Annotated in this window: 22 protein-coding genes and 1 pseudogene; 14 read left to right on the top strand and 9 right to left on the bottom strand. The window is 60.7% G+C overall.

Annotated features, from left to right (window positions below):
* Positions 1-26: 26 nt before the first annotated feature.
* From tssF to AB4Z35_RS15320, 6 genes are all read left to right on the top strand, one after another.
* The gene (gene tssF / locus AB4Z35_RS15345) at positions 27-1,790 is read left to right on the top strand and encodes a type VI secretion system baseplate subunit TssF (protein ID WP_442097923.1); all 1,764 of its coding nucleotides are present in this window, start codon (positions 27-29) and stop codon (positions 1,788-1,790) included.
* Entirely contained in the window at positions 1,754-2,851 is a 1,098-nt protein-coding gene (gene tssG / locus AB4Z35_RS15340; protein ID WP_442097921.1) for a type VI secretion system baseplate subunit TssG, read from the top strand. Before tssF ends, tssG begins: the two co-directional genes overlap by 37 nt.
* Positions 2,832-3,368, top strand: a complete 537-nt coding sequence (gene tssJ, locus AB4Z35_RS15335) for a type VI secretion system lipoprotein TssJ (RefSeq protein WP_108232366.1) — start codon at positions 2,832-2,834, stop codon at positions 3,366-3,368. The genes tssG and tssJ overlap by 20 nt, the downstream gene beginning before the upstream one ends.
* A gap of 3 nt (positions 3,369-3,371) precedes the next feature.
* On the top strand, positions 3,372-3,806 hold the full coding sequence (gene tssE / locus AB4Z35_RS15330; RefSeq protein WP_442097919.1) for a type VI secretion system baseplate subunit TssE: 435 nt from the start codon (positions 3,372-3,374) through the stop codon (positions 3,804-3,806).
* 43 nt (positions 3,807-3,849) lie between these two features.
* Entirely contained in the window at positions 3,850-4,989 is a 1,140-nt protein-coding gene (locus AB4Z35_RS15325) for an OmpA family protein (RefSeq protein ID WP_442097917.1), read from the top strand.
* Between the two features lie 320 nt (positions 4,990-5,309).
* Positions 5,310-6,092 carry a DeoR/GlpR family DNA-binding transcription regulator gene (locus tag AB4Z35_RS15320; RefSeq protein WP_442097916.1) on the top strand — a complete coding sequence of 261 codons (783 nt, stop codon included), beginning with the start codon at positions 5,310-5,312 and terminating at the stop codon, positions 6,090-6,092.
* Positions 6,093-6,270: 178 nt separating this feature from the next.
* Here AB4Z35_RS15320 and AB4Z35_RS15315 read toward each other — a convergent pair whose 3' ends face one another.
* From AB4Z35_RS15315 to AB4Z35_RS15290, 6 genes and pseudogenes are all read right to left on the bottom strand, one after another.
* Positions 6,271-7,566: an NAD(P)/FAD-dependent oxidoreductase gene (locus AB4Z35_RS15315; protein ID WP_442097915.1), complete on the bottom strand. Its 1,296-nt coding sequence runs from the start codon at positions 7,564-7,566 to the stop codon at positions 6,271-6,273.
* Positions 7,567-8,082: 516 nt separating this feature from the next.
* A pseudogene (gene moaE, locus AB4Z35_RS15310) lies at positions 8,083-8,529 on the bottom strand (molybdopterin synthase catalytic subunit MoaE); the annotation flags it as partial.
* A 3-nt stretch (positions 8,530-8,532) separates the two neighbouring features.
* Positions 8,533-8,784, bottom strand: a complete 252-nt coding sequence (locus tag AB4Z35_RS15305; RefSeq protein ID WP_442097914.1) for a MoaD/ThiS family protein — start codon at positions 8,782-8,784, stop codon at positions 8,533-8,535.
* Entirely contained in the window at positions 8,781-9,287 is a 507-nt protein-coding gene (moaC, locus tag AB4Z35_RS15300; protein ID WP_442097913.1) for a cyclic pyranopterin monophosphate synthase MoaC, read from the bottom strand. The genes AB4Z35_RS15305 and moaC overlap by 4 nt, the downstream gene beginning before the upstream one ends.
* A gap of 43 nt (positions 9,288-9,330) precedes the next feature.
* Positions 9,331-10,158, bottom strand: a complete 828-nt coding sequence (gene fdhD / locus AB4Z35_RS15295; RefSeq protein ID WP_442097912.1) for a formate dehydrogenase accessory sulfurtransferase FdhD — start codon at positions 10,156-10,158, stop codon at positions 9,331-9,333.
* 146 nt (positions 10,159-10,304) lie between these two features.
* Positions 10,305-11,195 carry a LysR family transcriptional regulator gene (locus tag AB4Z35_RS15290; protein ID WP_007982109.1) on the bottom strand — a complete coding sequence of 297 codons (891 nt, stop codon included), beginning with the start codon at positions 11,193-11,195 and terminating at the stop codon, positions 10,305-10,307.
* A gap of 311 nt (positions 11,196-11,506) precedes the next feature.
* Here AB4Z35_RS15290 and moaB point away from each other — a divergent pair, with 311 nt between their 5' ends.
* Together moaB and AB4Z35_RS15280 are read left to right on the top strand one after the other, a co-directional pair.
* Positions 11,507-12,046 (top strand): molybdenum cofactor biosynthesis protein B, encoded by a 540-nt coding sequence (gene moaB, locus AB4Z35_RS15285; RefSeq protein WP_007976036.1) that lies wholly within the window; start codon positions 11,507-11,509, stop codon positions 12,044-12,046.
* The gene (locus AB4Z35_RS15280; RefSeq protein ID WP_442097909.1) at positions 12,043-13,248 is read left to right on the top strand and encodes a molybdopterin molybdotransferase MoeA; all 1,206 of its coding nucleotides are present in this window, start codon (positions 12,043-12,045) and stop codon (positions 13,246-13,248) included. The genes moaB and AB4Z35_RS15280 overlap by 4 nt, the downstream gene beginning before the upstream one ends.
* Positions 13,249-13,507: 259 nt before the next feature.
* Here the strand turns inward: AB4Z35_RS15280 and AB4Z35_RS15275 are convergent, their stop codons facing one another.
* Together AB4Z35_RS15275 and moaA are read right to left on the bottom strand one after the other, a co-directional pair.
* The gene (locus AB4Z35_RS15275) at positions 13,508-14,407 is read right to left on the bottom strand and encodes a bestrophin family protein (protein WP_442097907.1); all 900 of its coding nucleotides are present in this window, start codon (positions 14,405-14,407) and stop codon (positions 13,508-13,510) included.
* Positions 14,408-14,412: 5 nt separating this feature from the next.
* Entirely contained in the window at positions 14,413-15,411 is a 999-nt protein-coding gene (gene moaA / locus AB4Z35_RS15270) for a GTP 3',8-cyclase MoaA (protein ID WP_442097906.1), read from the bottom strand.
* Positions 15,412-15,857: 446 nt separating this feature from the next.
* On the opposite strand from moaA, the gene AB4Z35_RS15265 reads away from it, so the two are divergent.
* From AB4Z35_RS15265 to cydB, 3 genes are all read left to right on the top strand, one after another.
* Positions 15,858-18,182 carry an FdhF/YdeP family oxidoreductase gene (locus tag AB4Z35_RS15265; RefSeq protein WP_442097905.1) on the top strand — a complete coding sequence of 775 codons (2,325 nt, stop codon included), beginning with the start codon at positions 15,858-15,860 and terminating at the stop codon, positions 18,180-18,182.
* A 137-nt stretch (positions 18,183-18,319) separates the two neighbouring features.
* A complete protein-coding gene (locus AB4Z35_RS15260; protein WP_442097903.1) occupies positions 18,320-19,741 on the top strand; it encodes a cytochrome ubiquinol oxidase subunit I in 1,422 nt (473 codons plus the stop codon).
* Positions 19,742-19,758: 17 nt separating this feature from the next.
* Positions 19,759-20,775, top strand: coding sequence for a cytochrome d ubiquinol oxidase subunit II (gene cydB, locus AB4Z35_RS15255; RefSeq protein WP_310064542.1), 1,017 nt, complete (start codon positions 19,759-19,761; stop codon positions 20,773-20,775).
* A gap of 151 nt (positions 20,776-20,926) precedes the next feature.
* Here cydB and AB4Z35_RS15250 read toward each other — a convergent pair whose 3' ends face one another.
* Complete coding sequence (locus AB4Z35_RS15250) at positions 20,927-21,778, bottom strand: CAP domain-containing protein (protein ID WP_442097901.1); 852 nt, start codon at positions 21,776-21,778, stop codon at positions 20,927-20,929.
* 143 nt (positions 21,779-21,921) lie between these two features.
* Here AB4Z35_RS15250 and AB4Z35_RS15245 point away from each other — a divergent pair, with 143 nt between their 5' ends.
* The 3 genes from AB4Z35_RS15245 to AB4Z35_RS15235 all read left to right on the top strand — a co-directional run.
* Positions 21,922-22,542, top strand: a complete 621-nt coding sequence (locus tag AB4Z35_RS15245) for a cell wall hydrolase (RefSeq protein ID WP_442097899.1) — start codon at positions 21,922-21,924, stop codon at positions 22,540-22,542.
* Positions 22,543-22,742: 200 nt separating this feature from the next.
* The gene (locus AB4Z35_RS15240) at positions 22,743-23,720 is read left to right on the top strand and encodes an NAD-dependent epimerase (RefSeq protein WP_442097897.1); all 978 of its coding nucleotides are present in this window, start codon (positions 22,743-22,745) and stop codon (positions 23,718-23,720) included.
* Positions 23,721-23,769: 49 nt separating this feature from the next.
* Positions 23,770-23,988: glycosyltransferase (locus tag AB4Z35_RS15235; protein ID WP_442097895.1), on the top strand; the 219-nt coding region annotated here is incomplete at its 3' end.

The raw sequence follows: 23,988 nt of genomic DNA, 5'->3' as shown, positions 1-23,988 counted from the left end.
ACCTCATTCATCAGGATTTTTTTAACATGGACAATCTGACACTGCGTTATTTCGACGCCGAGATGCGCTACCTGCACGAAGCCGGCCAGGAGTTTGCGCAAGCCTTTCCGGACCGGGCGGCGCAACTGGCCCTGGACAAGCCTGGCGCGCGCGATCCCTATGTGGAACGCCTGTTCGAAGGCTTTGCCTTCTTGATGGGGCGCTTGCGCGAAAAGCTCGACGACGACTTGCCGGAGCTGACCGAGGGTCTGGTCAGCCTGTTGTGGCCGCATTACCTGCGCACCATTCCATCGCTGGCCATTGTCGAACTGGCGCCTGAACGGGCACAGATGAAGCGCAGCGAGGTGATCGCGGCCGGCTTCGAAGTGTTGTCGCAGCCCATCGGGCCGCAGCGCACCCGTTGTCGCTACACCACTACCCAGGACCTGATGCTGCAACCCATCGACCTGGAATCGGTGCGCCTGGACCACGAGCCCGACGGACGCTCGGTGCTGCGCCTGCGCTTTGCCTGTGGCTCGTTGAGCGACTGGAGCGAGGTCGACTTGAGTCGGCTGTCGCTGTACCTCAATGCCGATGCGCCATTGGCCAGTTCACTGCATCAGGCACTGACCCTCAATGCCCAGGCCTTGTATGTGCGCCTGCCGGGGGAGGCGCCGCGTTATCCGCTGGCCGGCCATTTCGCACCCAAGGGCTTCGCCGATGAGGACCGCTTGTGGCCCAAGGGCGACAGCGCGTTCAGTGGGTATCAGTTGCTGCTGGAATATTTCACCTTCCGCGAGAAGTTCATGTTCGTGACGCTCCATGGCCTGGAGCAGGTGAGCATCACACCGGGCATGCCCTGGTTCGAACTGGAGGTGGTCTTGCGCGAGTCGTGGCCGCAAGCGTTCAACCTGACTGCTGAACACATTCGTCTGCATGCGGTGCCGGTGATCAATCTGTTCACCCTGGAAGCCGATCCGATGACGCTTGCGCCGTTGCAATCCGACTACCTGCTGCGTCCCATGCGCCTGCAGGACGGCCACACCGAAATTTACTCGGTGGATGGGGTCACCGCATCGAAGAACGCCGAGYGTTATGACTACGTTCCATTCAGCAGTTTTCGTCACAAGGGCGGCATGCTGCGCGACGAGGCCCCCGAGCGTTATTTCCATACGCGTCTCAAGCGTGGCGCCAATGGGTTGCACGATACCTGGCTGATCCTGGGCGGCGACGGCTTTGATCAGGATCGGCTGCAGGCGAGCCAGAGTCTGTCCCTGCAATTGACCGGTACCCACGGCCAACTGCCGCGCAAGGCATTGCAAAGCACCTTGCTCGATACACTGGCCAACTCCACCCAGACCGGTTTGCGGGTGCGCAATCTGAGCGCCCCGACCTTGCCGTGTTATCCGCCGAACCGCGACCGGTTCCACTGGCGGGTGCTCAGCCACCTGGGTTCGAATTTCCTGCCGATGCTCGATAACGCCGAAGTACTGCGCGGCACCCTGGCGCTGTACGACTGGACGGACAGCGAGCTGAACCGTCGTCGCCTGGCGGCCATCGTCGAGGTCAATCACCACCTGGTGCAGCGTTTCGAAAAAGGTTTTCTGCTGCGCGGCGTGGACATCGAGGTGACCCTTGACGCCAATGGTTTTTCCGGCGAGGGCGACATCAGCCTGTTCGGCGAAATGCTCCATCGTTTCTTCGCTCTGTACGCCGATATTCACCTGTTCAACCAGCTCACGCTGATCCTTCAACCTTCTGGAAAGTGCCTGCGATGGAACGAGAACCACAGTCAGCGTATTCCCGGCTGAAAGCCAGCGGGTTACTCGAGGCGCTGGACGGGAGGGTGGCCGAGGCCAATCTGTATCGTTTCTGCCAGTTGCTCGAACAGGCCCTGCCGGATCACCCGCCACTGGGCAGCACCAACCACCCGGCGGATGACCAGGTACGGTTCCGCCCCGACCCCGGCATGGGATTTCCCGCCAGTGAACTGAAGGCCATCGAAACCGACGCCAATCAACCGCTGCACCCGGCGACGGTGCGCACGCGCCTGCTGGGGTTGTACGGCGTGGACTCGCCATTGCCGACGACTTTTGTCGACGACATTGCCCAGCGCCGCGAGGGGCATGAAGCGCTGGAAGCCTTCCTCGATATTTTCAACCACCGGATATTCACCCAGTTCTACCGGATCTGGCGCAAGTATTCGTACCCGGCCACCTTCGAAGCGGGCGGCAGCGATGCAACTTCGCAATGCCTGCTTGGCCTGGTCGGGCTGGGCATTCCCGGCACGGCCAAGCGCATTGCCACGCCGGTTTCACGGTTCCTTGCGCTGCTCGGTGTGATGCGTATGCCCACCCGTAACGCCGAAGGCATCACGGCGTTGGTGACGTTGCTCGCACCCGGGACGCGGGCCCGGATCACGCCGCACTGGCCGCAGAAAATTGCCTTGGCGCAGCCGGCGAGTCTGTCCGCGAGTCACCCGGTGAGTCTGTCCCGGGGTACCCCGCTGGGGGGGACTGGCTACGACGCCAACAGCCAGTTGCATCTGGCGTTGTTCACCCGGGACCAGGACGAAGCACGCGGCTGGTTGCCCGATGGCCAGTTGTACAACGATTTGCTGGTGCTGCTGCGGGTGTACCTGGGCTGGCGTTGCACCGCGAAGCTGCAGCTGTCGCTGCCAGTGCGCAGCCTGCCGCAACCGGTGTTGGGGCGGGTGCCAATCCTGTTGGGGATGACCGGCATGCTGGGCTCGGGCTGTGACACCTGGCAAGGCTCGGAGCACGACACGATCACCATCAATCTGGGGCGCTACCAAGGCCTGTCGAAGAACACTCGGAACAGGGAAATACAGCATGTCGCGTACCGTTGGTAATTCATTGATGCTGGCGACGCTGGCGGCAGTGCTCGCCGGCTGCGGGGTGACTCAGTCAGTCACGCAGGGCACCGCCTCCGCCACCCGGTCGATTTTCTACAAGCAGGTGAAAACCCTGCATCTGGATTTCAGTGCCCGCACCGCGATCAACACCGATGTCACGGACATGAATGCAATGTCGGTCCCGACGCTGGTGCGGGTCTACCAACTGAGCGACAGCAAAGCGCTGGAGAGGGCTTCCTACGACAGCCTGCTCGGTGGCGACGAGCAAGTGCTCGACAGCGACTTGCTCGACACCCGGGCGTTGGTGATCAAACCGGGCGAAGGCGCGCAACTGAATGTGCCACTGGACAAGGACGCGCACTTTGTCTCGGTGGTGGCGTTGTTCCGCAACCCCGATACGCAGATGAATACCTGGCGCCTGACCTTGACTCGCGATGACCTCGACCCGGAACGGGCGCGGATCATCGAACTGGGGGACAACCGATTGACCTTGCGCGCGTTGGCTCGGGAGTAACCGATGACCGAGTTCAATCCTTCACTCTATGAAACGCTGCTGCAGAACTTCAACGGCGACCTGGACCTGTATCAGGTCAGCGAAGAGGACCAGCACACGCTGTCGGTACTGGATAACCTGCGACGCATCCTCAACAGCCGGGCGGGTGCACTCGCACACCTGCCCGATTACGGCCTTCCCGACATGGGCCAGATCCTGCAGGGTTTGCCTGGCTCGGCTCATCGGCTGATGGGGGCCATGCAGGACACCTTGATCAAGTACGAGCCGCGCCTGGCGACCGTGAACATCGAGTTGCTCGAGCAGACACTGCCGGGTCATCTGGAGTACAGCCTCGATGCGCTGCTCAAAAGCGGCCAGCAAGTCACCTTCGGTACCACCGTGGCACCGGAAGGCAAAGTCCTGGTGCGACATTTGAAACGACAGCAATGGTTGTCGTAATCGTGAACCTGTATGGCAAGGGAGGCTGACGGTGTTATTTGAAATGCGTATTCGGCTGGGCGGTGATCCGCGCGGTTTTGGTGAGTTCGTGTCGCTGCGCCAAGAGCTGGCGAAGTTGAGTCACCCGGCCTGTCCCGACGTGGACTGGGCCAGGGTGGAACAGTGGTGTCTGACGCTGTTCGAGCGGAACGGCGCGGACCTGCAAACGGCGGCTGCGTTTGCCTTGGCGCGCAGTCAGCGCCACGGCCTGGAAGGCATGGCGCAGGGGGTGGCGCTGATCGAGTCATTGTGTTGCCAATGGCCGGCCTTATGGCCGCCCATGGCGTCGGTTCGCCTGGATATCCTGGCCTGGCTGTTCGTGCAATGGCAGCCGTTGCTGCGCAACAGGGCGTTGAGCGCGCAAAACTTCCCCGCATTGCTTGAGCTGGACACCGAACTGGCGCGTTTGCAGCAGCGTCTGGATCAACAGGCACAACCGCCTCTGGTCGCATTGCACGCCTTGCGCCAGCAGATCGAAAGCCTGGTCCAGCGTACGCAGCGCAGCAGCGTTGCGCTCGGTACCTTATCGCTGCCACCAAGGGAACCGGCACCGTCGCTGTTGATGCCCGTGGTGATTTTGCCACCCAACCCCATGCCTGAAATGCAGCCGGCCAGGCGTCGCGTTGCCCTGTGGCTGGGCGCGGCAGCCGCCATGGCTGGCCTGGTCAGCGGCGCTTGGTGGTTGGGCACCACCGGGGCAGTCGAGCGGCGTATTACGCAACTGTTTGAGCCGGCACAAACGATTGTCGAGCCTGTGCGTCTGGACAGCCTGTCGCTGTTCGATGCCGGGAGCGCCGAGCTCAAGCCGGGCTCGACCAAGATCCTGATCAGCGCCCTGGTCGGCATCAAGGCCCAGCCCGGCTGGCTGATCGTCATTGGCGGACATACCGATGGCCGTGGAAACCCGCAGGATAATCTCCTGCYCTCCCACGCGCGTGCCTCTGCCGTACGTGACTGGATGCAACGCATGGGCGACATCCCCGACAGTTGTTTTGCGGTCCAGGGCTTTGCCGCCAGCCAGCCGGTCACCAGCAATGACAGCGAATCCGGGCGCGCGGCCAACCGACGCGTCGAAATCAGCCTGCTGCCCCAGGCGGGAGCCTGTGGCCAGGAAACGCTGGGGGAGCGTCCTGCGCAAGCGTGAGGGTGAATGCAAAATCGGGCGCTGCCTGCACATCTTGACGCCTCACGACCTGTCGATCAGGCGTGTACCAGCGCAATGGTGAACGAGACCACGATCATGCACGCAAAAGCAAAATTGATATTCATGAAGTTTCCATCCAAAACATGAGTGACGGCGCCATCTTGAACAGGTCACAGGAAAATAAAAAATTCAGCGTAATGATTTGAAAGATCGAAAAAAATGATAATTGGGGGTGTTTGCCCGGCCGCCCGTTTGTGTTTATCCCGTGCTTTGGCTAATCTCGCCTAAACGCGCAACTACACGCACAAACGAGCAAAAACATGCACGACAACCATTCCTCTGCCGAACTTCCGTCAGTTCGCCGGCAAAAAATCCTGTTGATTCTCGAACGTGACGGCAAGGTCATGGCCTCGGAGTTGAGCCAGCATTTCGCGGTGTCCGAAGACACCATCCGCCGCGATCTGGCAGAACTGGCCAGTGCCGGCCTGGTGCAGCGGGTGCACGGCGGGGCGTTGCCGCGGCCTAGGGATACGGGCAAGGACTATTTCACCCGGATCAGCGAAACCGATGAGGTGAAAGCCCATCTGGCGCAACTGGCTGCGCGACGGGTGCAGGACGGTCAGATCGTGGTGTTCGACTCCGGTACCACCACCTTGCAGATCGCGCGTTCGCTGCCGACGGATATCGCCATTACCGCGGTCACCGCGTCGCCGATGACCGCCATCACGCTATCCGAGTACAAAGGCATCAAGGTGATTCTCGCCGGCGGTCAGCTCAACCCGGCGACGATGTCGGCCAGCGGCCACGAAACCCTGCGGCTGCTGGCGGGCATCAAGGCCGATCTGCTGTTTACCGGGGTGTGCGCGATTCACCCGCAGGTGGGCTTAAGCTCACTGCATTTTGATGAAGTGCCGGTGAAACAGGCGATGCTCGATTGTGCCTCCCATGTGATTGCCGTTACCACGGCGGACAAACTCGGCGCGGTGGAGCCGTTTGTGGTCGCGCCTTGTAACCGCGTGCATACGCTGATCACCGAGCAGCATGTGGCGTCAGGCAATGTTGAGGATTACCGGGCGCTGGGGATCGAGGTGGAGCAGGTTTGAGCATTTTTTGCTGGCAGATGTATTGACTGTTCCGACCTCTTCGCGAGCAGGCTCGCTCCCACAGAGATCGATGTCGACCACAAATATCGAGGCCGGCAAACAATCCTTGTGGGAGCGAGCCTGCTCGCGATGGGGCCAGCCCAGGCAACATCCATGTTGAAGGTGCCGGCCAACAACCTCAGCGCAAACGCTCCAGCATCTGGTAGTACCACATGCCGGCAGCCAGCATCGGGTTGCCCAGCAGGTCGCCCAGGGGCACGCGGATGTGCTGGCAGGCGGCGAAGGTGTCGAACTGCTCCAACTGCCCGGTGATCGCCCGGCCCATGATTTCGCCCATGATGTGGGTGGTGGCGATGCCGTGGCCGGAGTAGCCCTGGCAATACCAGACGTTGTCCGACAGCTTGCCCAGTTGCGGGATGCGGTTGATCACGATGCCCATCGCGCAGCTCCACTGGTAATCGATGGCCACACCTTTGAGTGCCGGGAAAGTCTGCTCGATGCACGGGCGCAGTTCGGCGGCGATGTCGCGCGAATCCTTGCCGCTGTAGTTGGCGCCACCACCGAACAGCAGGCGACCGTCAGCGGTGAGGCGGTAGTAGTCGAGCACGAAGCGGCAGTCGTAGACCGCCAGGTCTTCGGGGTTGATCTGTTTGGCCAGATCGCCCAGTGGCGCGGTGGTTACGATGCCGCCCATGGCCGGGAAGATCTTGCCCTTGAGCTTGCCCGGTTCCAGCTTGTGGTAGACGTCGCCGGCCAGCAGTACCTGATTGGCGTCGATGTGCCCGTGGGCGGTGCGTACGCCGGGGCTCTGGTGAAGGCCATCGCCGTGGATGATCTCCAGCACTTCGCTGTTTTCGAAGATCAACGCGCCCAGGCTTTCGGCTGCGCGGGCCTCACCGATGCACAGGTTGAGCGGGTGCAGGTGCAGGTTGCGGGTGTTCTTGATCGCGCCGTGGTAGAGGTCGCTTTGCAGCAGGTCGCGTACCTGGCTGCGATCGAGCAGGCTGACCTCGTCGCCCATGCCACGGTGCACCGCTTCGTTGTAATCCTTGCGCAAGCCGTCCATGTGCGCGGGTTTGTACGCGGCGTGCAGGTGGCCGCGCTTGAGGTCGCAGGCGATGCCGTATTTTTCCACACGCTGCTGGATGATCTGGTGCCCGCGCCAGCGCAGGTTCCAGATGAAGTCGTCGACGTCATTGCCGATGGTCCGGCGCATCTGTTTGCGCATGGCTTCGTCGCCCGACAGGCTGCCAGTAACTTGGCCGCCGTTGCGCCCGGTAGCGCCCCAGCCGATCTTGTGGCTTTCGACGATGGCGACCTTCAGGCCTTTTTCCGCCAGCTCGACGGCGGTGGCGACACCGGTGAAACCGCCGCCGATGATCACCACGTCAACCCGGTGCCGGCCTTGCAGCGTCGGGTAATCGGTGTCCTGGTTGAGGGTGGCGGTGTAGTAGGAGTTGCAACGTTGAGTCATGTCGGTGTCCAGGCAGAATGGGGAGAAACTCAATGCCAGTCAGTCAAAGTGCGCAACCTGTAGGAGCGGAATGACACTCCGCTATCGCGAGCAGGCTCGCTCCCACAGGGATTGCATACGCTGAGCAAATGCAGGGATAGCGAAAGAAGGGGGCTCGCCGATCAGGCGAGCAGGGCGCTATCCGGCGGACGTGCGGAGTGACGCAGTTTGGAACGGCGCAGGGCCATGGGCAGGTTGACGATGCGCTTCATGCAATGCCGTCCACGGCCAGCAGCGAGGTGGCCAGGAGCGAGAGGTTCAGCAGGTGCTGTTCTGACGGCGAAGTACGCATGGCGCAGGTTTCCGGCGGCGGAAATCGTCGGTGGCGAGCAGGACAAGCCATCCGGGGGATGGCTGGATACTAGGGAGGATTGTGGCGCGTGTAAATGTTTGATTCAGAACATCAGGTGCACACCGGGGCCGATCAACACCTCGCAATGCCGGAGCGCGTTGGATAGTCGCCTGATACTGCGTATCTGCCCAGCGCTCGACGGCTGATCGGTCGCTGTCACGGGCATCGACCCAGCGAGCGCCGGACGCCACGTCTTCGCGCTTCCAGAACGGCGCGTCGGTTTTCAGGTAGTCCATGATGAATGCGCAGGCTTCGAAAGCGGCTTGTCGATGTTGGCTGCTGACGCCGACAAACACGATCGGCTCGCTGATCGACAACGGGCCGATCCGATGCACGATCTCCACGGCCCTCAGTGGCCATCGGGCCCTGGCATTGTCGATGATTGTTTGCAGCGAACGTTCGGTCATGCCCGGGTAGTGCTCCAGAAACAACCCGGCGACTGCCTCACCCTGGTTGATGTCGCGCACGTAGCCGACGAAGTTGACCACGGCCCCCGTGCCCGGATCGTTCGCCTGCAGACTGTCGATCAACTGGCTGATGTCGAACACTTCACGCTGGACCCGAACCGTCATGTCTCAACCCCCGGTGACGGGTGGAAAAAAGGCGATCTCGTCATAGTCCTCGATCACCTGATCCGGATGGCACAGCGCCTGGTTCAGCGCACACATCAGGTTGTTTTCACCGAGCACATGGCTCCACACCTCACCGCGAGCCATCAGCAGTCGGCGCACGTCTTCGATGGTCTTGAGGTTGTCGGTCAGGGGTAGTTTTTCACCGCCCAGGTTGAGCTGCTCGCGGTAACGGGCGAAGTAATTGATCAGGATCATAGTGCGTCCTCGAACTTGAAATGACCGGAGCGGCCACCTTGTTTACTGAGCAGGCGGATGTCATCGATGACCATGCCTCGGTCCACTGCCTTGCACATGTCGTAGAGAGTCAGTGCCGCCACGCTGACGGCGGTGAGGGCTTCGAGTTCGACCCCGGTCTGGCCCTCGACGCGACACGTGCCGAGGATTTTCACGCTGTCCGGTGTGCAGGCCTTGAGTTCGATGTGGATCGAACTGAGCAGCAAGGTGTGGCACAGCGGAATCAGCTCATGGGTTTTCTTCGCCGCCATGATTCCGGCGATTCGCGCCACGGCAAACACATCGCCTTTGGGGTGGCCGTCGCTTTGAATCAGCTTCAGGGTTTCCGGACGCATCCGCACCCAGGCCTGGGCCTGGGCTTCCCGCAGCGTCGGGGTTTTTTCGCTGACATCGACCATGTTGGCGCGACCCTGGCGGTCGAGGTGGGTCAGGCCATTGGGCGGTGAATCCGAAATATCTGTCATGGGAAGTTCCTGCGCTTGCCGGCGCGGTGATCAGGTGAAGGCATCATGCCGGGCTGTAAATGCGCGGTGCGTTGCGGTGGGGTACGTGAATCAGGTTGAGGCGATGTTTGATCGCCCATTGAACGGTCAGGGCGGTGGGTGCCGACAGACTGACCAGCGTGCCGAGCCTGGCCCTGACGGCTTTGTGGATCAGTTCCAGGCTGCAACGGCTGGTGACCACCGTGAAGCCGCTGCGGCTGTCGATGCCGGCGTGTTGCAGGGCGCCGATCAACTTGTCCAGCGCGTTGTGGCGGCCAATGTCTTCTCGGCAGATCAACGCGTTGCCTTGGTTGTCGAAGTACAGCGCTGCGTGCAGCGCGCCGCTGCTGCGGGCCATTTGTTGTGCCTGTTCGATGCGGCTGCGAATGTCGATGAAGTGCTCGGCGGGCGGCAGGGGAACCGGGTCGAGAATGTCCAGTTTTGGCAGGGCCTGCTCCAGCGCTTGCACTCCGCATAGTCCGCAGCCACTGGTGCCGGCCATTTGCCGACGATGGTTCTTCAGCGCCCAGAACGCGCGGCTGGAGATCTGCACGTCTGCTTGAACGGCCTGGTCGAATCGGGTGAGGCGCAGGTCGTAGATTTCGCGCGGGTCCCGAACGATGTCGTTGCTGACGCTGAAGCCACGGATGAAGTCTTCGAGGTTGCCCGGCGATACCATCATCACGGCCTGGCTCAAACCGTTGTAGGTGATTGCCAGTGCGATCTCGGCGGCCAGCGCCGCCTGACAGACTGACGCAGCGTTGTCGTACTCGCGAAAGTTCACACTCAGCGGTTTGGGTGCAGGGGCGTTAGTGTCGCTTCGATAATCGGCTTGTTCAACTTGGCACAACATGAAAAGAACCTCGAAGCGCTGAATTAAGTTCAGGCTACGGGTAACTGTTCAATGCGTCCAATCGCTTGTTCCGATGCGCCGATTGGTGATGTCTATCAGGCTGGTAAAAGATGCCTCGTTCGGTTTTATATAAAGCCGGAATTTGATCAGTTAGTCCGGCTGAATAACGTTCGTGCTTCGGCGAAACACTTCTCGGCAATCGCCGAGCGCGGTTCGGTCTTGCGCATCACCAGGCCCAGGGGCGCGAGCACGCTGGCATCCGGCAATTCGATGAACGACAGGTGTTCGATGGGTTCTTCCAGGCCGCTGTCCAGTGGCATGATCGCGCAGCAGAAACCTTCGTGAATCGCCTGCAGCAGCTGGTAGGTCGAATCGCTTTCCAGGATCGGCTGCGGGTCCAGTCCGCGGCTGCGAAAGCTCAGGTCGATGGATTTGCGATAGTGCATGCCGTTGCTGAGCATCCCCAAGGGCAGCTCTGCGGCGTCCTCCCAGCTCATTTGTGTGCCGTCGAAATGGAAGTGACGGGTGTCGTACAGCAGGCCGACGCGGGTCTCGCCGATTTCGAAAAACTCGAAGTAGCTCGGGTTTACGTGATCGAGGTAGCACACGCCCAGGTCCAGCTGATTGTTGCCAAGGCCCTCGATGATCTGGTCGGAACTCAAGGAAGACAGGCTGTACTTGAGTTCGGGAAAGCTGCGGGACAGGCCCTGAATGTAGGTGACGGGGTTGAAGCTGCTGAGCGGCACCAGCCCCAGGCGCAAGTTACCGACGAGTTGGCCCCGGCACGCGGCGGCCTCGGCGAAGAGCCCGTCGTGGGCGGCCAGCAGGGTCCGGGCCCACGCCAGTACGCGTTCGCCGGCCTGGGTAAAACCCTCGAAGCGCTGGCCCCGGGTGACCAGCACCAGGTCCAGTTCATCCTCCAGATTGCGCAGGCGCATCGACAGCGTGGGCTGGGTGATGTGGCAGCGCGCCGCGGCCTGGCCAAAGTGGCGGGTCTGCTCCAGGGCGATCAGGAACTTTAGTTGTTTGATGTCCATGACGGCACCTGCTGGCGGGGGAGTGAGGGGTAAGTATTGACTCAAGTGCGCAAGACACAAGGCGAGGCGGAAAACGTGAGGTGTGGACGATCTCATTGTCGTCGGTGTGCGTCCAATCACTGGTATCTAAGGGGGTATCGATGGGCTCTATCACTGATGCCTTTTATGGTCTTTTTATACTGATAGATCGGCTCGATAGTCTGGTTGGTTAGAGTGATTGGACACAGTTCGATTTATCGAATTAGTCTCCGGAAGTTATTTGATTTAGCTATTTAATTTAGCTATTTAATTCATGCCTGCCGGAGAATTCCATGAGCGTCAAACCGGATGCCTTGTTTATACCCCTGAATATTGCCGTGCTGACAGTTAGTGATACCCGTGAATATGCCAATGACACCTCCGGCCAGTTACTCGTCAGTCGTTTGCTGGAAGCCGGCCACACCCTGAGCGAGCGCAACCTGCTCAAGGACGACCTTTACAAGATCCGCGCGCAGGTGGCGAACTGGATTGCCGACGACGGCATTCAGGTGGTGCTGATCACTGGCGGTACCGGGTTTACCGGTCGCGACAGCACACCCGAGGCAGTCGCCTGTTTGCTGGACAAACAGATTGATGGCTTCGGTGAACTGTTTCGGGCCATCTCGATCCTCGACATTGGCACCTCCACAGTACAAAGCCGGGCATTGGCCGGGCTGGCCAATGGCACGCTGGTCTGCTGTCTTCCGGGTTCCACGGGCGCCTGCCGCACCGCCTGGGAAGGCATCCTCGCCGAACAACTCGACGCTCGCCACCGGCCATGCAATTTCGTGCCGCACCTCAAGCCTGTGCAAGCCTGCGGGACGCGGGGATGAGTCATTCATCCTTGATGCCGGTGGAGGACGCCATCGACTGTTTGCAGACAATGGCCGAGGCACGGTGGATTGAAGACAGTGAAGCGGTGCCGCTCAGTGCCGCCAGGCAACGGGTACTGGCCAATGACCTGGTGGCGACTCTCGATCTGCCGCCGTGGCCGAACAGCGCCATGGACGGGTATGCCCTGAATATCGAGGGTTGGGATGGGGAACCGCTGGCCGTGTCGCAGCAGGTATTTGCCGGTCACGCCCCCGAAGCCCTGGCACCGGGAACCTGCGCGCGCATTTTCACCGGCGCCCCGGTTCCGCCGGGTGCCGACTGCGTGGAGATGCAGGAGAACACTGAGGTACTGGATGACGGACGTATCCGCTTCAAGCAGCCACTGAGCGCCGGCAACAACATCCGCCCGCAAGGCCAGGAGAACCGCGTTGGCGATGTGCTGCTGCATGCCGGCAAGCGCCTCGGTCCGTTCGAACTGACGGTCGCGGCGGCACAGGGCTGTACCCAGGTGCAGGTGGTGCGGCGACCACGGGTGGCGTTGTTGTCCACCGGCGATGAACTGCTCGACCCGGGCACGCCACTCAAGCCCGGCAGCATCTACAACAGCAACCGCACGCTGTTGAGCCATTGGTTGAATGCGTTGGGTTGCGAGGTCATCGATGCCGGCATTCTTCCCGACGCGCCACGCCAGACACGGCTTAAACTCGAACAGTTGCAGCACGCGGCTGACCTGATACTCACCACTGGCGGCGTGTCCGCCGGTGACGCCGACTGCCTCGGCCAGGTGCTGCGCGAGTGCGGCAAACCGTTGCTGTGGAAACTCTCGATCAAACCCGGCAAACCATTGACCGTGGGCCACTTCGGCCGCGTGCCGGTGATTGGCCTGCCGGGCAATCCGACATCGGCGTTGGTCACTTTCGGCCTGTTGGCCCGGGTTTATCTGTTGCGGATTCAGGGCGTCGAAGACGTCGAGCCTTTGAGCTTCCCGGTCAGGGTCGGCTTTGCCTGGCCCAAACCCGGGAGTCGCCGCGAGTACCTGCGGGCGAAACTCGAAGCCGGTCGAGCGGTGCTCTATCCGAACCAGAGTTCAGGCGTGTTGCTGGGCGCATCCTGGGCCGACGGGCTGGTGGAAGTGCCGGAAGGCTGCACACTGGAAGTGGGCGACACGGCGCGGTTCATTCCCTTCAGCGAGCTGTTCTGACACTGCCCCCTTGTGGGAGCGAGCCTGCTCGCGAAGAGGCCGGCACATCCAATAGAGAGGTCGACTGACCTGACGCCATCGCGAGCAAGCCCGCTCCCACAATTTTGATCTTCAGTGAACGCCAATCCCACGGCCGGCCACAATCCCTGTGGGAGCGGGCTTGCCCGCGAAGGGGGCGGCACATTCAACAGAGATGTTGCCTGACCCACCGCTATCGCGAGCAAGCTCGCTCCCACAGGTCCTGTGTGTTTCTTTAGTCTCAATTCAACACAAAATCCACCGGCTCCAGTTGTGGCGGCAGTTCCGTCACGCCCAGGGCAGCCAGCACATCGCGTTCGATGTTGCGCACGATGGCGTCGGTGGGCAGGTCGTTTTCGTCGCGGCCGAACGGGTCTTCCAGCTCGTCGGCAATCGCATCCAGGCCGAAAAAGGTGTAGCTGACAATCGCGGTGAAAATCGGTGTCAGCCAGCCCAGGGGTTCGGCCATGGCAAACGGCAAGAGGATGCAGAACAGGTAGATGGTGCGGTGCAGCAACAGGGTGTAGGGGAAGGGTAGCGGGGTGTGTTTGATGCGTTCACAGACCGCCTGGGCGTGGGTCAGGCTGGCCAGGTGGTTGGCCATTAGCGTGTAGCGCCAGTCGTTGATCGCCCCGGACTCGTTGAGTGCCGAGCACTGCTGACCGACCTGCATCAGGATTTGCCCGCTGATGTCCGTGGTGTCGCCCTTGGGCATCGGGTGCAGCCAGTCGCCACTGGCAGCCAGTTCGTTTTCCCGGCGCAGCCGCGCGTTGAGGGCATGGGCGAAGCCGCAGAGGTTGCTGAGGATCGTGTGTCGTTCAGCCACATCCTTGATCACCAGGGTTTCACGAATCATCGAGCGGATTTCCACGATCACTTCGCCCCACGCCTTGCGCGCTTCGTACCAGCGGTCGTAGCAGGCGTTGTTGCGAAAGCTCATGAAGATCGACAACGACAAACCCAGCAGCGTGAAGGGCGTTGCGCTGACCTTGGAAAAATAGCTGGGGTGCAAGGTTTCGATGAGCACGATGGCCGAGGCGAGCAACGTCACCATCAGGCTGCGCCAGGCAATGCGCTTGGCGATCGAACCCTTGAGGGACGTCAGGACGCCGATCAGGTTGGGTTTGGGTCTCACGATCATGGGTTTCAGCCGCCCGTCATGTTCATGAAGCGAACGACCTGAACATCGTCGTTCACTTCGAAGTTGTGCCGATAAGGCTTGAGTTTCATCGCCTCGATAATGGCTTTTTCCAGGCGCTCGGGCTGTCCGGGGTGGCTGCGCAAGACAGCCTTGAGATCCACGGCGTGCTCATTGCCCAGGCACAGCAGCAGACGTCCTTCCACGGTCAGCCGCACCCGATTGCAGGTGCCGCAAAAGTTGTGGCTGTGGGGTGAGATGAACCCCAGGCGAATCTGCGGCGCCTCGGCCAGGCGCCAGTAGCGCGACGGACCCTGGGTCGACTCGGCGGAATCAATCAAAGTGTAGCGTTCGGCGATGCGTTCGCGGACCTGGGCACTTGCGAAAAACGACTCGGCGCGGCTGTGCTCGTCGATGGTGCCCAACGGCATTTCTTCGATGAAGGAGATGTCGAGGTTGCGGTCGATGGCGAAGCTCACCAGATCATTGATCTCATGATCGTTGCGGCCCTTCATCACCACGCAATTGAGCTTGGTGTTGCGAAAGCCCGCCTGGTTGGCCGCGTCGATGCCCTTGATGACCTGTTCCAGATCACCGGTGCGGGTCAGTTCGCGAAAACGTTGCGGGTCCAGGCAGTCGAGGCTGATGTTGAGGCGCTTGACCCCGGCCTCGAACAACGGCCCGGCCAGTTTGGCCAGCTGCGAACCGTTGGTGGTCATGCACAGTTCACGCAGGCCGGGCAGGGCGGCGATCTTCTCGCACAGTTGCACCACGCCCGGACGGATCAGCGGCTCGCCTCCGGTCAGGCGGATCTTGCGGGTGCCCAGGGCGACGAAGCTTTGCGCCAGTTGATAAATCTCTTCCAGGGTCAGCACCCGTTGCCGGGGCAGAAACTGCATGTCCTCGGCCATGCAATACACGCAACGGAAATCGCAGCGGTCGGTGACTGACATCCGCAGATAGTCCACGCGCCGGGAGAAGCCATCGATCAAGACTCGTTCTGACATGACACCCTCGCTTGGTACTGCATGCGTTGAATGGACATTCCGTTAAACGGGTTTTGTCTTTGTAGGAGCGAGCCTGCTCGCGATGGTCGTTAACGATTACGCGTGCTTGCTGGCTGAACGCGGTGCTCTTGAGTCCATCGCGAGCAGGGCTCGCTCCTACAGGTATTGCGCTGATAACGGATTTGATGAGTGCAGGCTAAGAGCAACTTGTCGGCCCGTCCAATCACTATTGGCAACCGGTTGATCGAGTGCATCTATGATGGATAAAGTTACTGTGAAAACGGATGTTTAAATATTTCAAATAATTGAAAAATAACAATAAATATCGATGATAAATATCCTCGATCATGTGGTCGTAAATAGCGATTAGACAATAATTAATCCCTGTTCATATGCTTTTCTCCGTCAAACGATCAATGGCCTGAATCAGGTCACGGAGAAGTACCATGTCTCAAGTCGACCGCTACAAACCCTACAAAGGTGCCGCCGCCGGTTGGGGTGCACTGATCGCTGTTACCAGGAACTGGCTGGGCAGTGAAAACGCGCTGAAGAATATTCGCGCCATGCTCAAGACCAACCAGAACGGCGGGTTCGACTGCCCCGGTTGCGCCTGGGGCGAGTCGCCGGAAAACGGCATGGTCAAGTTCTGCGAAAACGGCGCCAAGGCGGTTAACTGGGAAGCCACGGGCCGTTTGGTCGACCCGGCGTTTTTCAACAAATACAGCGTCTCGGCGCTGGCCGAGCAGAGCGATTACTGGCTGGAGTATCAGGGCCGCCTGACCCACCCGATGCGCTATGACCCTGCCACCGACCGCTACGTGGAAACCACTTGGGACGAAGCGTTTGCGCTGATCGCCCGGCATCTCAACGCGCTGGAATCGCCGGACCAGGCCGAGTTCTACACCTCGGGCCGGGCCAGCAACGAGGCCGCCTTTCTCTATCAGTTGTTCGTCCGTGCCTACGGCACCAACAACTTTCCCGACTGCTCGAACATGTGCCACGAAGCCAGCGCGGTGAGCATGATCGAAAGCCTCGGCGTGGGCAAAGGCACCGTGGTGTTTGACGACCTGGAGCATGCCGACGCGATCTTCGTCATCGGCCAGAACCCCGGTACCAACCACCCGCGGATGCTCGAACCGTTGCGCGAAGCGGTCAAGCGCGGTGCGCAGGTGATCTGCATCAACCCACTCAAGGAGCGCGGACTGGAGCGCTTCCAGCATCCGCAGCACCCGATTGAAATGTTGATGAATGGCTCCGAACCGACCAACACCGCTTACTTCCGCCCGGCACTCGGCGGCGACATGGCGGTCATGCGCGGCATGGTCAAGTTCCTCTTGCAGTGGGAGCGTGAAGCGCAGGCCACCGGCGGCGAGCCGGTGTTCGACCATGAGTTCATCGCCGAACACACCTCGGGAATGGATGCCTACCTGGCCGAAGTCGACGCGACCAGCTGGGAGCACATCGAGCAACAGTCGGGCATGCCTTTGGCTGACATCGAACTCGCCGCCCGCATGTACGCCCGGGCCAAGCGGGTGATCATGTGCTGGGCGATGGGCCTGACCCAGCACACGCACTCGGTGCCGACGCTACAGGAAGTCATAAACCTGATGTTGCTGCGCGGCAATGTCGGCCGGCCCGGCGCGGGCCTGTCGCCGGTTCGTGGTCACAGTAACGTGCAGGGCGACCGCACCATGGGCATCAACGAGCTGGCACCCACCGAGTTGCTCGATGCCCTGGAAAAACGCTTCTCCTTCAAGCCGCCGCGTGAGCATGGTCACAACACCGTGATGGCGATCGGCGCGATGGAGCAGGGGCGTTCGAAAGTGTTTATCGCCCTGGGCGGCAACTTCGCCCAGGCCACCCCCGACACCCCGCGTACCCACGCTGCATTGCGCAAATGCGATCTCACCGTGCACATCGCCACCAAGCTTAACCGCAGCCATCTGGTCACCGGTCGTGATGCGCTGATCCTGCCGTGCCTGGGCCGCACCGACATCGACCTGCAGGCCGAAGGACCGCAAGGCGTGACCGTGGAAGACACTTTCAGCATGATCCACATCTCCCACGGCCAACTGAAACCGAAGTCGAAACACCTGCTGTCGGAACCGGCGATCATCGCCGGCATCGCTGCCGCGACACTGGGCAAGCACCCGATCGACTGGAACTGGGCCATCGGCGACTACGGCCGCATCCGCAACATGATTGCCGACACCATTCCCGGCTTCGAAGATTTCAACCGGCGTTTGCTGCACCCGGGCGGTTTCCACATGCCCAACGACGCGGCCAGACGCATCTGGAAAACCGCCAGCGGCAAAGCCCAGTTCACCCCGAGCGTGCTGCCGCAGCACCTGATCAGCGAGGGTGTGCGCAACCTGGCGGTCAAGCCGCACCTGATTCTGCAGACCATGCGCTCCCACGATCAGTACAACACCACGCTGTATGGCCTGGATGACCGCTACCGCGGGGTGTACGGCATGCGCGACGTGGTGTTCGCCAACGAGCAGGACATTCGCCGGCTGGGTTTCGAGCCGGGGCAGAAGGTCGACCTGGTGGCGCTGTGGGACGACGAACGCGAACGTCGGGTCAGCGGTTTCACCCTGATCGCCTACGACATTCCGGCCGGTCAGGCGGCCGCGTACTACCCGGARACCAACCCGCTGGTGCCGCTGGAAAGTTACGGTGACCGCACCTTCACCCCGACTTCCAAGTTTGTCGCCATCCGGCTGGAGCAGGCCAAGGCCAGCAACCTGATTTCGACCTCCGCTGCGTAGTGCCGATCACACAAGACTTTGTGGGAGCGAGCTTGCTCGCGATTGCAGGGTGCCAGGCGCCATTGATGTTGAAGGTGCCGGCCTCATCGCGAGCAAGCTCGCTCCCACAGTTCTAAATCCGCGATGAGGATATCGACATGTTTAACCTGGAGGCACTGGACCTGGCGCGCATTCAATTTGCGTTCACGGTTTCGTTCCACATTATCTTTCCCGCCATCACCATCGGGCTGGCCAGTTTCCTGGCGGTGCTTGAAGGCTTATGGCTGAAGACCCACAACGACACCTATCGCGATCTCTACCATTTCTGGTCGAAGATCTTCGCCGTCAACTTCGGCATGGGCGTGGTCTCGGGGCTGGTCATGGCCTACGAGTTCGGCACCAACTGGAGCCGCTTCTCCAACTTCGCCGGCAGCATCACCGGGCCGTTGCTGACCTATGAAGTGCTCACGGCGTTCTTCCTCGAGGCCGGGTTCCTCGGGGTCATGCTGTTCGGCTGGAACCGGGTAGGGCGCGGCTTGCACTTTTTCTCGACGGTCATGGTCGCCATCGGCACCCTGATTTCGACCTTCTGGATTCTTGCGTCCAACAGCTGGATGCAAACGCCCCAGGGCTTCGAGATCGTCGACGGTCGCGTGATGCCGCTGGACTGGCTGGCCATCGTGTTCAACCCGTCGTTCCCGTACCGACTGGCACACATGGCGATTGCCGCGTTCGTGGCCACGGCGTTCTTTGTCGGCTCGTCGGCGGCGTGGCACCTGCTGCGCGGCAACGACACCCGGCAAGTGCGCAAGATGCTGTCGATGGCGTTGTGGATGGCGTTGATCGTCTGCCCGATCCAGGCAGTGGTGGGTGACGCCCACGGCTTGAACACCCTGGAGCATCAACCGGCGAAAATCGCCGCAATTGAAGGGCACTGGGAAAACAACGGTAGCGAAGCGACGCCGCTGGTGCTGTTTGGCATCCCGGACATGCAGGCCGAGAAGACCAGGTACGCCATCGAAATTCCCTACCTGGGCAGCCTGATCCTGACCCACAGTCTCGACAAGCAGATCCCGGCGCTCAAAAGCTTCCCGAAAGAGGATCGCCCCAACGCGACGATTATTTTCTGGAGCTTCCGCGTCATGGCCGGTCTGGGCATGTTGATGGTGCTGGCCGGCGTACTCGGCCTGGTCCTGCGTCGCAGCGGTGCCATCTACCGCAATCGCTGGTTCCTGCGCCTGATGTTGTGGATGGGGCCAAGTGGCCTGATCGCCATGCTGGCCGGGTGGATCACCACCGAAGTCGGGCGTCAGCCGTGGGTGGTGTATGGCCTGCAGCGCACCGCCGATGCCGTGTCGAATCACAGCGTCGCGCAACTGAGCATCTCGCTGGCACTGTTCGTGGTGATCTATTTCTCGGTATTCACAGTGGGCATCGGCTACATGATGAAACTGGTCGGCAAAGGGCCACAGCCGCATCACGGACATCCCGTCGACGGGCATTCCGATCAGCTGATCACACCGCGCCGGCCGCTGTCTGCCGACGCCGAAATCCTCGAAACCGACGCCCGCGTCAATTGAAGGAAGGGAGTTGAATCATGGGTATTCAAGGTATCGATTTATCGCTGATCTGGGGCGTGATCATCGCCTTCGGCGTGATGATGTACGTGATCATGGACGGCTTCGACCTGGGGTTGGGCATTCTGTTTCCGCTGATCCCGGATGCGAAGGAGCGCGATGTGATGATGAACACCGTGGCACCGGTCTGGGACGGTAACGAAACCTGGCTGGTGCTCGGTGGCGCGGCGCTGTATGGCGCGTTCCCGCTGGCCTATTCGGTGATTCTGGAAGCGTTGTACCTGCCGCTGATCCTGATGTTGTGCGGCTTGATCTTCCGCGGTGTGGCGTTCGAATTTCGTTTCAAGGCCAGCCCTGAAAAGCGTCATGTGTGGGACATGGCGTTCATCGGCGGTTCGCTGCTGGCGACGTTCTCCCAGGGTGTGGTGATCGGCACTTACATCGCTGGTATCCCGGTGGTCGACCGGCAGTTCGCCGGTGGTTCGCTGGACTGGCTGGCACCGTTTCCGCTGTTCTGCGGTGTGGGTCTGATCGTCGCTTATGCGCTGCTGGGCAGCACCTGGTTGCTGGTCAAGACCGAAGGCATGCTGGAATCGCGGATGCGCCTGTTCACCCGGCCCCTGGCCTGGCTGCTGTTGGCGGTGATAGGGGTGATCTGTGTGTGGACGCCGATTCTCCATCCGGACATCGCCACGCGCTGGTTTGCCCATGCGCACCTGGCGGTGTTCGGTGGCCTCGCGGTGCTGGCCTTGCTGGCGATGTTCGGCCTGCTCAAAACCCTGCGCCAACGCCACACCCATTGGCCGTTCGCCTTCACCCTGATGCTGGTGTTCCTGGGCTACATCGGTCTGGCGTTCAGCATCTGGCCGAACATCGTGCCGCCGTCGATCAGCCTGTGGGCCGCGGCGTCACCGGCGACCAGCCAGTTGTTCATCCTGATCGGCGCGCTGTTCATATTGCCGATCATCCTGATGTACACAGTCTGGAGCTACTACGTGTTCCGCGGCAAAGTGAGGATTGGCGATGGCTACCATTGATTCGAATCAAACGGCACCTGCGCGCTGGTACAAGCGCCTGGGATGGCTGGTGGTGATCTGGCTGGGCGCGCAGCAGGCCCTCTTTTGGGGCCGCTTCGCAGCCCAGCGGGAGCAAGCTCCCTCGCCACATTGTTCGTGCCAGGTTCAGTTCTTACTGCGCCCCAAACATCGCCGTCCAGTAAATCCCCGCATCGCTCTTCGGATCGGTCGCATACGCCGCGCCCAACTCGCGGAACTGCGGGTTCATCAGGTTGGCGCAATGGCCGGGGCTGGTCAGCCAGCCTTCGACCACCTTGCGTACGCTGTCTTGCCCGGCGGCGATGTTTTCGCCGATCTGCTGGAAGTCGTAGCCGGCCAGTTCCGCGCGGTCACCCGGTGTGCGGCCATCGCGGTCCTTGTGATCGAAGTAGTTGTGGTTGGCCATGGAGCGGGAGTTGCCTTCGGCGGCGGTGGCCAGTGTGGCGTTCCAGGCCAGCGGCGGCGCGGCGGCGAAGGATTGCGGGCCGCATTGACGCGGCTTGGCCCGTGCGGCGTTGAGTTCGATTAGCAGCTTCTGGCCCTCGGTCTGCCAGTCGCCCAGTCTTGCGCTCAACAATGGACGTGCGACCACGATGCGCCATTGCCGGTCCTGGCGGCTGACGCCGACATCAACGAATTGCGGGTCGAGGACGATCTGGCAAAAACTCTCCTGAATCGCTTTCATCGCCGAGGCTGCATCGCGGGGCCCGGACAGGCTGATGGCCTGCACATTCTTCATGGGATAACCCGCAGTAGCCATGGCCTGCTGCAGATCACCGATGCTCGGGGCGGTCAGCACCAGGCGCGGGTCGGCCGACAGCGGCGGCAGCTCCGAGGAGACCTGGCCTGCACAGCGTTGCAGTTGGCTGCGGTAGACGTTGATCGATTCGATCAATTGCGTTTCGTCCGTCGCCACGGCATTGGCGGCGAATACCAGGCCCAGTGACAAGCCGGCAAAACGCATTGCGGATGAGATGAAACCCATGAAAATCCCCCTTGAGCAGATTGCACCCATGATGCGCGAAGTTGACCCATCCAGGACAACGGATTTATCCAGAGTGTAGTGGGGGTGGGTGAAACCATTTCACTACTACACTGAGTCGAACCACTCACCGAGTGACATCGATCATGCGCTTTGACTGGATCGCCACCTGCCTTGCCCTCACTTTGCTGGCCGGCCCGGTATCCGCTACGGATCAAGCGCAAAAACAGCAAGCGGCCGAGAACAAGGCTGAGGTGCTGGAACAGAAAGCCGCCGAGAACAACAGCCCCGCACCGGCGCCCAAGGCTGAAGCGATTACCCCGTCCGAAGTCCAGGCCGTCGACCCGGCGGGCGCCGCGCCGCTGGATGACGCGATCACGTGCCTGGCCCGCTCCATTTACTGGGAAGCCAGGGGCAAGGATTCCGCCGACATGGAGGCGGTGGCCAACGTGGTCATGAATCGCCTGGGCCACGAGGGCTTTCCGGATACGGTGTGCAAAGTGGTCAAACAGGGCTCGGAAACCAAGAGTTGCCAGTTCTCCTGGTGGTGTGACGGTAAATCCGATTCGGTCCAGGAAGAGGTGCCTTACACGATGGCCAAGGAGATCGCGCGCAAGGCCCTGAACAAGGAACTTCCGGATCGCACCCAGGGTGCCCTGTATTTCCATGATCGTACCGTCAAGCCGGATTGGGCCAAGGAGTACATCAAGACCGTGGACATCGGCTTGTTCCGGTTTTACAAGCCACATGACAAATCGGCCAAATAGTAGGGGTCGATTCGGCCAATTATGGTTTTTTTTGCTGAAGTTGCGTGAGGCGTTATCGAAACTGAAATGTTTCTGTTTTATAAGCTTCATAACGTAACCTTGCGCGAATAACGCCATAAGCAGGAACTACACATGAAGCTGACAAGGGTCTGGATCAGTAATCTCGCGCCGATCACGGCGCAATTACCGGTGTGCGTCGTATGACTGTTCTGGTCACCGGTGCAGCCGGTTTCATCGGTTTTCATACGGTCCAGCGTTTGTGCCGCGAGGGTCAGGACGTCGTCGGTATCGACAACCTCAACGACTACTACGACATCGAGCTCAAGCACGCACGCCTCAAGGTGCTGGAGACTCTGCCGGGATTTCGTTTCCAGAAGATGGACATTGTCGACAAACCGGCCCTGATGAGCTTGTTCCGGGAGCACGGTTTTACCGAAGTGGTGCACCTGGCGGCTCAAGCCGGGGTGCGCTACTCGCTGGACAACCCGGATGTCTATGGACAATCGAACCTGGTGGGTTTCCTCAATGTGCTGGAAGCCTGTCGGCACCATCGCCCCGAGCATCTGATCTACGCCTCGAGCAGTTCGGTGTATGGCACCAACAGCAAGATGCCGTTCAGTGTCGAGGATCCTGTCGAACATCCCGTTTCGCTGTACGCCGCCAGCAAGCGCGCCAATGAACTGCTGGCGGAAAGTTACTGCCATTTGTATGGCTTGAAAGCCAGTGGCCTGCGCTTTTTTACCGTCTACGGTCCGTGGGGCCGTCCGGACATGGCGCTGTTCAAGTTTACCGACGCCATCCTCAAAGACCTGCCCATCGATATTTACAACGAGGGGCAGATGTCGCGCGACTTTACCTACGTCGACGACATTGTCGAAGGTATCGCCCGACTACGCCCAAAACCACCGGTACCGGTAGGCTCCGCCGCCGGGGTAAACCGGCTCTTCAACATCGGGCGTGGCATGCCGGTGGCGTTGCTGGATTTCGTCGACTGTCTGGAATCTGCCTTGGGCCTGCAGGCCCGGCGAAACTACATGCCGATGCAGGCCGGTGATGTGGTCAAGACCTGGGCCGATGTCTCGGCACTGGCCGAGTGGGTAGGCTTCAGCCCGCAGGTGACGCTCGAAACCGGCGTCGGCGAGTTTGTGAAGTGGTATCGGCAGTTCTATCAGATTTGAAGCGTTCGCCTCTGATCTCGAAAAAATCAAAAAGGGCGAGAGAGACTCCATGAGCCAAGACATTTTTGTATCCGTACTGATTCCCGCTAAAAACGAAGCGAACAACCTCAAGCCGCTGCTTGAGGAAATCCGCGTGGCGCTGGCCGATGAGTCGTACGAAATCATCGTCGTCGACGATGGCAGCACCGATGCGACCCTGCATGAGCTGCGGCAGATCCGCCACGACGGCTTGAACACTTTAGATCCGCCACGACGGCTTGAACACTTT

The organism is Pseudomonas sp. KB_15, from assembly GCF_052114525.1.
Taxonomy (GTDB): Bacteria; Pseudomonadota; Gammaproteobacteria; order Pseudomonadales; family Pseudomonadaceae; genus Aquipseudomonas.
Note: the sequence above shows the minus strand (reverse complement) of the source record. Positions and strands in the feature narration are given on the sequence as shown.